This window comes from Pantoea sp. USHLN256 (assembly GCF_037149875.1).
GTDB classification, from domain to species: Bacteria; Pseudomonadota; Gammaproteobacteria; order Enterobacterales; family Enterobacteriaceae; genus Pantoea; species Pantoea nemavictus.
Map to the genome: position 1 here is coordinate 298102 of NZ_JBBCQO010000002.1, position 12938 is coordinate 311039.

12 protein-coding genes are annotated in these 12938 nt (G+C 57.6%); 11 read left to right on the plus strand and 1 reads right to left on the minus strand.

Annotated features, from left to right (window positions below; translation table 11 throughout):
• Positions 1–244: 244 nt before the first annotated feature.
• From WFL93_RS06530 to WFL93_RS06575, 10 genes are all read left to right on the plus strand, one after another.
• Entirely contained in the window at positions 245–1867 is a 1623-nt protein-coding gene (locus WFL93_RS06530; RefSeq protein WP_049853348.1) for a TIGR04028 family ABC transporter substrate-binding protein, read from the plus strand.
• A 12-nt stretch (positions 1868–1879) separates the two neighbouring features.
• Entirely contained in the window at positions 1880–2824 is a 945-nt protein-coding gene (locus WFL93_RS06535) for an ABC transporter permease (protein ID WP_036621453.1), read from the plus strand.
• On the plus strand, positions 2821–3678 hold the full coding sequence (locus WFL93_RS06540; RefSeq protein ID WP_336777586.1) for an ABC transporter permease: 858 nt from the start codon (positions 2821–2823) through the stop codon (positions 3676–3678). Before WFL93_RS06535 ends, WFL93_RS06540 begins: the two co-directional genes overlap by 4 nt.
• Positions 3675–5285 carry an ABC transporter ATP-binding protein gene (locus WFL93_RS06545; protein ID WP_336777587.1) on the plus strand — a complete coding sequence of 537 codons (1611 nt, stop codon included), beginning with the start codon at positions 3675–3677 and terminating at the stop codon, positions 5283–5285. The genes WFL93_RS06540 and WFL93_RS06545 overlap by 4 nt, the downstream gene beginning before the upstream one ends.
• Positions 5282–6271, plus strand: a complete 990-nt coding sequence (locus tag WFL93_RS06550) for a putative FMN-dependent luciferase-like monooxygenase (RefSeq protein ID WP_336777588.1) — start codon at positions 5282–5284, stop codon at positions 6269–6271. Before WFL93_RS06545 ends, WFL93_RS06550 begins: the two co-directional genes overlap by 4 nt.
• Before the next feature lie 235 nt (positions 6272–6506).
• On the plus strand, positions 6507–7610 hold the full coding sequence (locus tag WFL93_RS06555) for an alkylhydroperoxidase domain protein (protein WP_336777589.1): 1104 nt from the start codon (positions 6507–6509) through the stop codon (positions 7608–7610).
• Positions 7611–7612: 2 nt separating this feature from the next.
• Positions 7613–8764 (plus strand): amidohydrolase, encoded by a 1152-nt coding sequence (locus tag WFL93_RS06560; RefSeq protein WP_336777590.1) that lies wholly within the window; start codon positions 7613–7615, stop codon positions 8762–8764.
• 23 nt (positions 8765–8787) lie between these two features.
• A complete protein-coding gene (locus WFL93_RS06565; protein ID WP_336777591.1) occupies positions 8788–9636 on the plus strand; it encodes a VOC family protein in 849 nt (282 codons plus the stop codon).
• Positions 9637–9817: 181 nt separating this feature from the next.
• Positions 9818–10369: a GNAT family N-acetyltransferase gene (locus tag WFL93_RS06570; protein WP_336777592.1), complete on the plus strand. Its 552-nt coding sequence runs from the start codon at positions 9818–9820 to the stop codon at positions 10367–10369.
• Positions 10370–10542: 173 nt separating this feature from the next.
• The gene (locus tag WFL93_RS06575) at positions 10543–10818 is read left to right on the plus strand and encodes a hypothetical protein (protein ID WP_336777593.1); all 276 of its coding nucleotides are present in this window, start codon (positions 10543–10545) and stop codon (positions 10816–10818) included.
• 206 nt (positions 10819–11024) lie between these two features.
• Here WFL93_RS06575 and WFL93_RS06580 read toward each other — a convergent pair whose 3' ends face one another.
• Positions 11025–11537 carry an SRPBCC domain-containing protein gene (locus WFL93_RS06580; protein WP_336777961.1) on the minus strand — a complete coding sequence of 171 codons (513 nt, stop codon included), beginning with the start codon at positions 11535–11537 and terminating at the stop codon, positions 11025–11027.
• 175 nt (positions 11538–11712) lie between these two features.
• Here WFL93_RS06580 and WFL93_RS06585 point away from each other — a divergent pair, with 175 nt between their 5' ends.
• Positions 11713–12612: a LysR family transcriptional regulator gene (locus WFL93_RS06585; RefSeq protein WP_336777594.1), complete on the plus strand. Its 900-nt coding sequence runs from the start codon at positions 11713–11715 to the stop codon at positions 12610–12612.
• The last annotated feature ends 326 nt before the right edge of the window (positions 12613–12938 follow it).

Below are 12938 nucleotides of genomic sequence, written 5' to 3' on the forward strand. Positions count from 1 at the left end.
TTCACACATTGTGTAGCGGCGCGATTTATCGCGCAATAAATTGCGCCGCTACAATTCATGGGATAAGCAATATCGTTGTTCATATCAACAAAGATGTTAAGAAGCGCCACGACATCTGTTCACCTTCTCCAATCCTTTTTATTTTTTTCGGCAAAGCTTAGTGCAATTCATTGGTTCAACTCCCGGATGCGGCATTTGATGATGCAATCAGACCGCTCAAGCTTTGATAAAAAAGGGAAACACCATGACTAAGCATTTTCACTTGCAGGCGCTCAGTTTAGCCCTGCTCTCAGGGATTTTTAGCGCCCACGCGGCGGACACGCCGGTCAAAGGCGGTACGCTGGTTTATCTTGAACAACAGGCGCACACCAACCTTTATCCACCCGCTGGCGGCTTTTATCCGAATGGCGGTATTCTGAATCAAATAACCGATAAGCTGACGTGGCAAAACCCAAAAACCTTACAGGTTGAGCCGTGGATTGCCGAAAGCTGGAGCAGCAACGCCGATAAAACCGAATACACCTTTAAAATTCGTCCCGGCGTGACTTTCTCTGATGGCACGCCATTAGATGCTAATGCGGTGGCAAAAAACTTTGATACTTACGGGCTGGGAAATAAAGCCCAGCGCCTGCCGGTTTCCGAAGTGATTAATAATTACGATCGCAGTGAGGTTATTGATCCGCAGACGGTGAAATTCTATTTCAAAAAACCGTCCCCCGGTTTTTTGCAGGGCACCGCAACCATTGGGTCAGGTCTGGTTTCCCTCAGCACTCTGCAGCGTAGCTTCGATCAGCTAGGCGATGCGCGCCATATCATTGGCTCCGGCCCGTTTGTGGTCAGCGATGAAAAACTCGGGCGCGAAGTCGATTTAACCGCGCGCAAAGATTACCAGTGGGGCCCGAAAAACAGCGCCCAGCAAGGTCCTGCCAATCTCGACGGCATCAAGTTTATCGTCACGCCGGAAGACAGCGTGCGCATTGGCGCATTGCTGGCCGGTCAGGCCGACTTTATTCGTCAGGTGCAAGCCTATGACGAGAAGCAGGCGCAGCAGCAAAACTTCCCGATTTATGCCGCACCCACGCGCGGCGTCAACGACAGCATCAGCTTCCGCCCGGATAACCCGCTGGTCAGCGAGGTGAAAGTGCGTCAGGCGCTGCTGCACGCCACTAACGCGCAGCAGGTGGTGCAAACCCTGTTCTCGCCGAACTATCCGCAGGCCACCTCGGTGATCGCCACTTCGGCGGCCGGTTACGTCAACCTCGCCGACAAGCTGAAATACGATCCAACGCTTTCGAAAAAACTGCTGGATGAAGCGGGCTGGAAACCGGGCAGCGACGGCATTCGTGAGAAGGATGGTAAGAAACTGGCGTTAACCATTTATGAGTCATTGCCGCAGCCGCAGAACAAAGAAGTGCTGCAGCTGGTGGCGCAGCAGTGGCGTCAGGTCGGCGTGGCGCTGGCGGTAAAAGCCGGTGATGCCGGTAGCCGCGTGCTGGATAACCTCGATCCGCTGAAAACTCCGCTGGTGGTTTCCGAAGTGGGCCGCGCCGATCCCGACGTGGTGAAAAGCCAGTTTTATCCGACTAACCGCGATGCGCTGCTGCAGAAAGGCGGCTCCAGCGACAAGGTGCAGAACTTCCGCGACGACAAGCTCAACACGCTATTGCTGAGCATCTCGTCGGAGGTCGATCCGGCTAAGCGCCTGGCGGTGACCGCCGATGCGCAGCGTTATCTGCTCGATCAGGCATATGTGATTCCCATCTTCGAAGAACCGCAGGTCTTTGCCGGCGCGCCGTGGTTGAAAGGCGTGAATTTTGAAGCCGTGGGTCGCCCGTCGTTCTACGGCGCGTGGCTGGAAAAACACTAAGGCAGGTCAATAATGCAACGTTCACTGCTGCGAAGAGTGGGTCAAAGCGTTTTGGTGCTGTGGGCCGCGTTTACCCTGTCGTTCTTTCTGCTGCAGGTGCTGCCCGGCGATGCGGTGCTGATAAAGTTTCAGAACCCGGATCTGGGCCTCAGCCCGGATCAAATCGCCGAAATGCGACTGGCTTACGGCGCGGATAATCCGCTCTGGCAGCAGTACGTGCACACGCTGCTGGCGATGCTGCGCGGCGATTTTGGTTACTCGGTGCAGGCGGGCGTGCCGGTCAGCGAACAGCTGGTCAGCAACCTGCCCGCCACGCTGCAACTGGCGCTGCTCGGTTTTGCGCTCGCCACGCTGATTGCCTTTGCATTGGCGGCGCTGTCGCGTTTGCCGGGACTGCGCTTCCTGCGTTCCGTGCTGCAATCGGTGCCCGCGCTGTTTATCTCGCTGCCCACCTTTTGGCTCGGCATCGCGCTGATTCAGCTGTTCTCCTTCCAACTGCGCTGGATCCCGGTAATCAACCCTTCAGCGCTACAAGGCTTAATCCTGCCGGTGATTACCGTGGCGATTCCGATCTCCGCGCCGCTGGCACAGATTCTGTTACGCAGTATCGATCAGGTTTCCACCCAACCGTTTGTGGCGGTGGCACGCGCCAAAGGCGCCAGTGAAAGCCACGTATTGTGGCATCACGTGATGCGCAATGCGCTGCTGCCGGTACTCAACGTCGCCGGCTTACTGCTCGGCGAACTGATTGCCGGTGCGCTGATTACCGAAACCGTATTTGGTTTGAGCGGCATCGGTCAGCTGACGCAGCAGGCGGTGAATAATCAGGACGTCGCGGTGTTGCAAGCGGTGGTGATGATCTCTGCGCTGGCCTTTGTGCTGATTAACCTGTTGGTCGATGCGCTGATGCCGCTGTTCGATCCGCGTCTGCAATCCATTGCCGGAGGCCACCGATGAGCCTGGTCGATTACTCAACTGCGCGTCAGAGCAACGGCAAGGCCCGTGCGTCGCGCGCGCTACATATCCAGCCGGGTTTATGGCTGGCGTGGGGCGTGATGCTACTGGCGCTGCTGGCGGCCTTTGCACCCAGTTTGTTTACCCATTTCAGCCCAACCGAAGGCGTGCCAGGCGCGCAGCGTCTGCCGCCGCAGGCCGCTTACTGGCTCGGTACCGATCAGCTGGGCCGCGATCTCTATGCGCGCATTATTTATGGTTCATCACAGTCGCTGTCGGCCGCTGTCGCCGCCGTCGCGATGGGGTTGATTGGCGGCACCACGCTCGGCGTGCTGGCGGGCGCGATAGGCGGACGCAGCGAGAATTGGCTGATGCGCGTAGTCGATGTGCTGCTGTCGATTCCGTCGCTGCTGCTGTCACTGAGCATTCTGATCCTGCTCGGCTTCGGCACCGTGCACGCCGCGCTGGCGGTCGGCATCGCGTCGATTGCCAGCTTTGCCCGTTTGGCGCGCGGTGAAGTGGTGCGCGTGCGCCGCAGTGAATTCGTCGAAGCCGCTTACGGCAGCGGCGGCAGTTTCTGGCGCGTGCTGTGGCGCCATATTTTGCCCAACTCGCTCACGGCGGTGATCGCCTTCGCCGCCCTGCAGTTTGGTCAGGCGATTCTGGCGTTATCAACGCTCAGTTTTCTCGGCTACGGCACGCCGCCGCCAACGCCAGAATGGGGTTTGCTGATCGCCGAAGGCCGCAACTATCTGGCCACCGCCTGGTGGCTCACTACCTTCCCTGGCATCGTGGTGGTCGCCATCGTGCTGGCCGCCAATCGCATCAGCCGTCAACTGGCCGGAGGTGACGCATGAGCGCGCTATTAGCCATTGAGAATTTAACCCTGAGCTATCGCCAGCGCGGCGAGTGGCGCGCGGTGGTACACAACGTCAGTTTCGAATTACAGCCCGGTGAAATGGTGGCACTGGTGGGGGAATCCGGTTCCGGTAAAACCACCACCGCGCAGGCGATCATAGGTTTGATGGCGGAAAACGGCCGCCGTGATAGCGGCAAGATTGTGCTGAACGGCACCGATATCGCCGGTTGGTCGTCAAAACGGCTCGATAGCCTGCGCGGCGTCAGCATCAGCTTAGTGCCACAGGATCCGGGCAACTCGCTCAATCCGGTGAAAACCATCGGCGATCAGGTGGGTGAAATGCTGCAGCTGCACCTGAAAATCAGCAAAGCCGAGCGCCAGCAGCGCGTGCTGGAGCTGTTGCAAAAAGTGGGTTTGAGCCATCCGGAGCAACGCCTGAAGCAGTATCCGCATCAACTCTCTGGCGGTATGAAACAGCGGGTGCTGATTGCTATCGCCCTCGCCCTGCGCCCACAAATCATCATCGCCGATGAACCGACCAGCGCGCTGGATGTGACGGTGCAAAAGCGCATCCTTGATCTGCTGGACGTGCTGCGCCGCGAATCCGGCACCGCGGTGCTGTTTGTCACGCACGATTTAGCGCTGGCGGCAGAACGCGCCGATCGTTTGCTGGTGTTCCGTCACGGCGAAGTGCAAGAGCAAGGTCCGGCGGCGCAGGTGATCAACGCGCCGCAGCATCCCTACACGCGACAGCTACTGCAGGATGCCGATCCCGGTGAAGCCGCGCTGGCCGTTCCTGCCCGTGCCAACTTCTCATCACCGGCGATTCAGCTCTCCGGCATCAACAAACAGTTCTCTCTCGGTCGCCAGCAGCAGCTGCAGGTGGCCAAAGAGGTATGCGTCACCGTGGCGCGCGGCACCACGCACGCGCTGGTCGGCGAATCCGGTTCCGGTAAAACCACGCTGGCGCGCATTCTGCTGGGATTTGAGCAGGCCGATAGCGGACGCGTAGTGATCGACGGCATCGATGCCACCGCGTTGCGCGGTGAAGCCCAGCGCCAGCTGCGCCGCAAAATTCAGTTCGTTTATCAGAATCCATTTGCTTCGCTCGATCCGCGCCAAACGCTGTTCGCCATTATTGAAGAGCCGCTGCTTAACTTTGAAAAACTCAGCCGCGAAACGCGTCGTCAGCGCGTCGAAGCGGTGGCGCAACGCGTCGCCTTGCCGCTCGAGTTATTGACGCGCAAACCGCGCGAGTTGTCCGGCGGCCAGCGGCAGCGTGTGGCGATTGCCCGCGCCCTGATTCTGCAGCCGGCGATTCTGGTGCTGGACGAAGCCACCTCAGCGCTGGATGTCACGGTACAGGCGCAGATTCTGCAACTACTGCAGCAACTGCAACGCGAACTCGGCCTCACCTACCTGTTTATCACCCACGATCTCGCCACCGTGCGCCGCATTGCGCACAGCGTCACCGTGCTGCGCGCCGGTGAAGTGGTGGAGCAAGGTGACGCCGTCACGCTATTTTCTGCGCCTCAGCATGCCTATACCCGCGCGCTGATTGACGCGATTCCCGCTTTCCGTCCGCTGATTAAGGAGTCTGCATGACGCGTAAACGCATTGGCTTTTTCACCCGCCTGCTGGATGACACCAGCGCGCAACAGCGCTATCGCCTGGCCACCGAACAGATTCAGCACGCCGAGCGTACCGGTTTTGACAGTGCGTGGATCGCTCAGCACCACTTTCATGAAAAAGAGGGCGGCTTGCCGTCGCCGCTGCTGTTCCTGGCACACGTTGCCGCGCATACCCGCACCATTCGCCTCGGCACCGGCATCATCACGCTGGCGATGGAGAACGCGCTGCGCGTGGCTGAAGATGCTGCAGTACTGGATTTGCTGAGTAACGGGCGGCTGGAGGTCGGTTTAGGATCGGGCGGCACCGCCACTTCGTTTCTGCCGTTCGGCATCACCATCGATCAACGCGCCAGCGTGTTTGCCGATCATCTGCATCAGCTGCTTAGCGCATGGCGCGGCGATACGCTGGGACATCCGGATAATCATCTCTATCCTGCCGCGCCGACGTTGGCGCAGCGCGTGTGGATTGCCACCTTTTCGGTAGAGGGTGCGGCACGCGCGGGCCAGGCGGGCCACGGTTTGATGCTGTCGCGCACCCAGCCGCGCCCGGCGGGTCAACCTGATTTAACGCTCGATCAGATGCAGAACCCGATGATCGACGCCTATCTGGCGGCGTTACCGCCAGGCATCGCACCGCGCATTCTGGCGTCGCGCACCGCTTTTGTCGCTGACTCCAATGACTACGCGCGCCGTCTTGCCGAGCCCGGTTTACAGCGCCAGGCCGCTCATTTCCGCGAGTCAGGACATGTTATTGGCCATACGCTTGACGAGCAGGCGCGTCAGCTGGACGCACACTTTGGTGATGCCGACCGGGTGCGGCAATCGCTGCTGGCCGATAGCGTGTTGCAACGCGTCACCGATATCAGCTTCCAGGTGCACTCCATCGATCCACCGCACGCCGACATTTTGCGTTCCATAGAGTTAATTGCCGACCACATCGCGCCCGCGCTGCGTGGCTAAGTCGGTGCGGTCACCATAAAGGTACAAACCGGGCTGATGGGTAACATTAGAAGATGCTTGCTGTCCCCCATCCCGGCCTTCCCCCGCAAGCGGGGGAAGGAGACGCTGCCACATGCAGCTCCCAACTCACATATAGCAGCATCTTCCTCCCCCATTTATGGGGGAGGACCGAGGTGGGGGATAGCCAGCACGGTACTAAATGGCGACCCTACTAATGCTTTAACTGGAGAATTGTATGTCCCAACCGTTTGATTTACTTAGTGCGCTGGCCGATATCGATCCCGCTTCCGAACTGGCGCAAGCCCGTGCTGAACGCGCCGCCGCCACGCAGCATACGCAAGGCAGCTACGAGGTGCTGTTTACGCAAGATGATGAGGATTTTCCGTTAGCCGAACGCTTTGCGCTCGCCGCACAGGTCGCGGCCTGGCACGGCGTAACCGCGCTGCAGGCGCATTATCAGCAGCAGGCACAACCGCCAGCGCAAAACGCACGCTTTGACGCCGGTTTAGCGTTTGCTGAACTGCTCAGTCTGCATCCGGTGGAGGCCGCGCCGCAGCACATCGAGACACTGCAACATGCCGGCTGGTCGCCGCGCGGTATCGTCACGCTGGCGCAGCTGATTGCGTTTGTCAGCTTCCAGAGTCGTTTGCTGCTCGGTTTGCGTTTACTCAGCGGCGAAGAGACGGCTGCGCAGCCGCATGCGGTGGCCGGAAAGTGGCACGATGCGCCGTTAACCCTGAGCGGCAAAACCGCCCTCACCGCCTTTACCCAGCAGGAACTCGGCTGGGAGCCGTGGCTGGCGGCTAAACCGCTCAATGAATTTAGCGCTGACGAGCAGGCCACGCTGGCGAAATTCGGCCACAGCGATTCCGATTACTTCCGCCTGTTGGGACGCAACCAGCCGCTGCTGGAGCAGCGCACGCTCACCGATAAAGGCATCTTCTATACCGCGGGTGGACTTTCGCGCGCGGAACGCGAAATTGCCGCGACGGTGGTAAGCAAGGTTAACGGCTGCATTTACTGCGCCTCGGTCCACGCGCGCAAAGCCAGCCAGCTGTCGAAAGATGAACCGGCGGTACAGAAGTTGCTGAATGTTGCGCCGGGTGCCGAATTGTCGCACGGACAATCGGCGCGCTGGGCGGCACAGATCGATCTGGTGGCGACCTTATCGATCACCCCCGCTGCCACCAGCCTGAAGCAGCTGCAAGCGCTGCGCGATCAGGGATTCAGCACGCTGGAATTGCTGGATCTGATTCAATCCGCCGCCTTCTTTGCCTGGGCGAACCGCCTGATGCTGACGCTCGGCGAACCTTTCTTACCTGCACAAACCCAAGGATGACCATGACCGATCTTTCCCCTCAACAGCTGGTGCGTTGGCGACGCGAGCTGCATCAGCATCCCGAACTGTCGGATCAGGAGTTTGCCACCACCGAGCGGCTAACGCGCTGGCTGCAACAACTCAACGTTAAGCTGCTGCCGCTGGCGCTGAAAACCGGGGTGGTCGCTGAAATTGGTCACGGCGAACCGCTGATCGCGCTGCGGGCCGATATCGATGCCCTGCCGATCGATGAGCAAACCGACCAACCGTGGCGCTCGCAGCAGCCGGGCGTGATGCACGCCTGCGGACACGATCTGCACAGCAGCGTAATGCTCGGCGTGGCACAGCAGCTAAAACGCATCGAAGCCCAATTGCCTGGCCGCGTGCGCATTCTGTTCCAGCCCGCGGAAGAGATTTTCACCGGCGCGAAACAGCTGCTGGCGGCAGGCGCACTTAACGATGTGCAGGCGATTTTTGGCCTGCATAACGCGCCGGATCTGCCCACCGGCACGCTGCGAACTCGCGGTGGCGCTTATTACGCCAACGTCGATCGTTTCCAAATCAATATCACCGGTAAAGGTGCGCACGCCGCGCGACCGCATGAAGGTATCGATAGCATTGTGATTGGCAGCCACATCGTCACCGCGCTGCAAACGCTGCCGAGCCGCGTGTTCAGCTCGCTGGAATCGGTGGTGGTTAGCGTAACGCGCTTCACGGCCGGCAATAGCTGGAATGTGTTGCCGCAAACGGTGGAGCTGGAAGGTACGGTGCGCACCCACAACGCTGAGATACGGGCACAAATCCCGCAGAAAATGACGGCGCTGATTAACGGTATCGCCGCCGGATTTGGCGCGCAGGTTGAGCTGGTGTGGCAGGAAGGTCCGCCATCGCTGGTCAACACGTCGGAATGGGCCGATTTCGCGCTGGATTTGGCTGCCGATCAGGGCTATGAAACGCAAGTCGGCACGCCGCAAATGGGCGGCGAAGACTTTGCCTTTTACCTGCAGCAGCTGCCAGGCGCTTTCGTCAGCATTGGCAGCGCCAGTGAGTTTGGCCTGCATCACGCCGGTTTCGATCCGGATGAAGCGATGCTGGAACCGGCGGTGCGATACTTCACCGAGCTGGCGCAGCGCGCGCTGCTGACGCTGCGCCAACAACAGGCGCTGGCATCGTGACCCTAAGAGCAAGGAAAAAAGCGATGGCGATTCCTGTACCGGTTCCCCGTCTCGACCATGTGGTGATCAATGTTGCTGACCAGCTAGACGACGCCAGCGCGCTGTTTCGCCGTCTGGGTTTTCAGCTCACCGAGCGCGGCCATCATTCGCTCGGTTCCAGCAATCACCTGGCGATCTTCGGTGATAACTATCTGGAGTTATTAGGTTTTGAAGCCGGGCGCGGCAATCTGCGCCAGGATTTGTGGCAGTCGCCGATTGGCCTGAGCGGTTTAGTGTGGAAAACCGAGGATGCCGATGCGGTGTGGCGCTATCTGGAGAGCCAGGATATCGACGGCGATCAACCGGCAAGCTTTTTCCGTCCGGTGACCTTGCCGGATGGCAGCGAGCAGGAAGCGCGTTTCCGCACCGTGCGGCTGCGTCCGTCGCTGGTTGCCAATGGCCGCAGCTTCTTTTGCCAGCACGACACGCCAGATTCGGTATGGCAGGACGCGTGGCGCATCCATCCTAATGGCGTAAGCGATATCGTTGAGTTTGTGGTGGTTGCACAGGATCCCGCCGCCGCCGCACAGCCTTACAGCCGTTTGTTTGGCGCCGATAAGCTTACTGCCTGTCAGGAGGGCGCGTTTGTGTTGAAAGCCGGCGTGGCGACGGTGCGCTTTGCCGCCGCGGAGTACGTCACCCAGCGCTTTGCCAGTTTACCGCTCGATTACGACGGCAGCGCGCGCATGGCCGGATTAACCTTGCGCACTACTGATTTGCGCAAGGTGAAAGCGAGCCTGCTACTTGGCGACGTACCGTTCCGCGAAGAGGAGTCCGCGATTATTGTCGGTGCTGAACAGGCGTTTGGCGTGGCGTTAAGGTTTCAGCAGTAAAGATCAGCGCAATTTATTGCACCGCTACAGAATGATTGCACATATTTGTAGCGGCGCGATTTATCGCGTGTATTAGTCGCGACTCCGTGCCCATCCAGATATTGCGCAATAAATTGCGCCGCTACGTTACGTGCGTTCTAAAATACCTTCATCTTCCTTGTCGGATTTATGCAGGTGAACATTGACCAGCCGATTGCATCTCGAAACCACCAGACTCACCTACGCGCAACTCGAGGAAGCCGACTGGGCTTTCTACCGAGAGCTACAGCTAGCGCCACAGGTCATGCACTACGTCGCGGACCAAAAATCCGAAGAAAAAATTCTCGCAGATTTTTCAGCAAGATTGCCGCTTTGGTCGCCCCAGAGCGAACATTGGCTGTGCCTGATAGTTCGTGAAAAACAGTCGGGCAATCGCATCGGCGTTAGCGGCTATATTCATCGCGACAGCGACTGCGCCGAGGTCGGCTTTCTGTTCGCGCCCGAAGCGCAAGGCAAAGGCTATGCGTATGAGTCGCTAATCGCGCTGTGTGACTATGCGTTTAAGGACGGCGGCATCCGGCGGCTTACTGCAACCGTTACCGCAGGCAATATGCCCTCACGTCGACTGCTAGAAAAAGTTGGCTTCGTATTGGAGGGGGAACTGCGGGAAAGCTACTGGCTGAGAAATGCGTGGCATAACGACTGGCTGTTTGGGCTGCTGCGCGGAGAGTACTCAACATCCCTCACCCTTTAAACGCATGTATGAGGCGTGGCAATCACCTTTCAGCAGTGACTTCCAAGCCTGAAGGTTGTGTACTTCATGTAATTACAAAAATAAAACCAAGATTTTTCTTAACTCCATTTCTTATCCTCTAAAGTTTAACCATACGAGGACGAAAATCCTTAAAGGTATTTGGAGGATGTCATATGTTAAAAATCCTGGTTGTATTGTCAGGCCTTGTGATGCTGCAAACGGCGATGGCCGAGGGTGGAACGATTAACTTCAGCGGTGCCATTGTTGAACCCGCCTGTACCACGTCCACGCTGCAACAACGTACGTCAGTTACTTGTAATCGCGAAGGTATTAACAAAGTGCGCACGATTGCATTCAACAGACAAACACAAACGTTGCCTTATCAACTGGGCACCGTAATTGTCAAAACAGTAAATAATTTTAAAATCATCGAAGTGACGTACAAATAAGCAGCACACCTAATGTCTGCCGCTTATTATTTATTCGCAACGTTGTTTAATCGCTAGCACGATGCAACTGTTTAAAGGCTACGCCACGTTTGTACTCACCGTAGCGGCGTAATTTATTGCGCGCCCTTAAACAACACGCGTTAAATCGCGCCTTTACAAATTGAGTATTATGCTGATTCCAAATCTGTCTAATCGGCTTTAATACATTACTGACGGACTTTTGCCGCAGCGACCAAACCATCCAGCCAATCCTGATGACCATTTATCATCGGATTAGGCTGCGCTTTTGCCAGCTCAACAGCCGGTTTTCCATTTTGCGTTTCCTGGGTAAGAATGCGCACCCGGTTATCGGAAAGATCTTCAATCAGCCACGCATGCAGCACGTCCAAACGATCATCGCTGCCCGGCTCGCCTGCCCAACCGTGCCAGGAAACGCGCGCCGGTTCACCCGCAGCAGGCGCAACCAACTCGGTAACCAACGCTTCCACCGGAAAGCCAAAGGTTTCAAAGTAAAAGCGTGCGCCCTGCGCCAGCTCCGGGCCTTTGTTGTCATAAAAACGCGCGTTCGCTGAGTTCTTGTAGTAGGTCGGCCACAGTGCCGGCGTGTTGAGCAGCGGCCAGATTTCACGGGTGGTCAGGCCAGCAACGATCACTTCATTCGAGCAGTAATTGTCAGTAAAACCGGGTACGAAGCCTTCCGGCCAGTTAATCGCGTTCATTTTCATTGATACGTTCTCATGTTGTTCGATGAGCCACCGCCGTCGGTAGCGGACGGATGCAGTATTCCGCTGCGAAAGAAATAAGGCCAATCGCCATTTTTTATTTCTGATATTACTTATCGTGATAACTGAACAAGGTTATGCTGCACACCTTCCCGGCTGTTGGTGAATTAACATGAAAACCGATTTGCGTACGTTGGATCTCAACTTATTGAAAGCGCTTGATGCCCTGCTGGACGAGCGCAACGTCACGCGTGCGGCAGAGCGTCTGTCACTCACGCAGCCTGCCGTCAGCGGCATGTTGACGCGTTTACGGGAATGTTTTGACGATCCGCTGTTTACCCGCACCCAGCGCGGTATTGTGCCGACGCTGCGCGCGCTGGAGCTGGCGCTGCCGGTGAAAACTATTTTGACCGACGTCAGTGAGCTGCTGCAGCCAAAGCAGTTTGATCCGGCAACGGCACAGATGACCATCAATATCGCGGCCACCGATTACGCCCTGCGGGCGGTGGTTGTGCCGTTTATGGCGGCGTTGCGTCAGCAGGCACCGGGCATACGTGTGGCGGTTTTGCCGGTGAATAATGAGCAGTTAGCGCTGCAGTTTGAACGCGGAACGGTGGATATCGCCTTAATCACGCCCGATAGCGCGCCGCCCGACCTGCATGCCCGCGCGTTATATGATGAAGAGTATGTGTGTCTGATGCGTGATGACCATCCGCTGGCGCAACAGGAAACCCTTACGCTGGACGACTTCTGTGCACAGGATCACGCGCTGGTCTCGTATCTCGGCGGCAATTTTCACGGCGTCACCGATCAAGCCCTGGCGGCAATCGGACGTTCGCGGCGCGTCACGCTTTCGGTATGCAGTTTCCTGGTGTTGCCCGAAATTTTGCGCGTCAGCGATCTGATTAGCGTGGTGCCACGTCGTTTGGCGCAGCATCACGCGGGTTTAAAAGTGTGCGCACCGCCGCTGGCGATTCAGGGCTTCACTAAAACCGTAGCGTGGCACGAACGCACACACCGCGATGCTGGGCATCGTTGGTTGCGCGAACTGCTGTTCGCCACGGCAATTTGAGTCCGAACGTTAGCGCTGCCCGAGCGTTGAATAAACGGCGGTAGCTAAGTAGGCGGCGATGAGGGTCGATAAACTGTCGCTGCCGATCACTATAGCTCTTAAAGGGATTTATTCGCCTCACGCTAAGGATCACTTAATCTTCAGCACTGAAAATAGCCTCAACTAAAGAGGAAATTTTCCATGAAATCGATGATGTCCCGCCCGTTTAGCGAATATCTGGCTGTTGCTGTCAGCGTATTTGCCGTAGTGAGTTTTGTTACCGTCTGGTTCTCCTGGTAGCACGCCCGTCTGTTAAGTCGAGCGTCAATGCTTTGCCTTAATTAAGG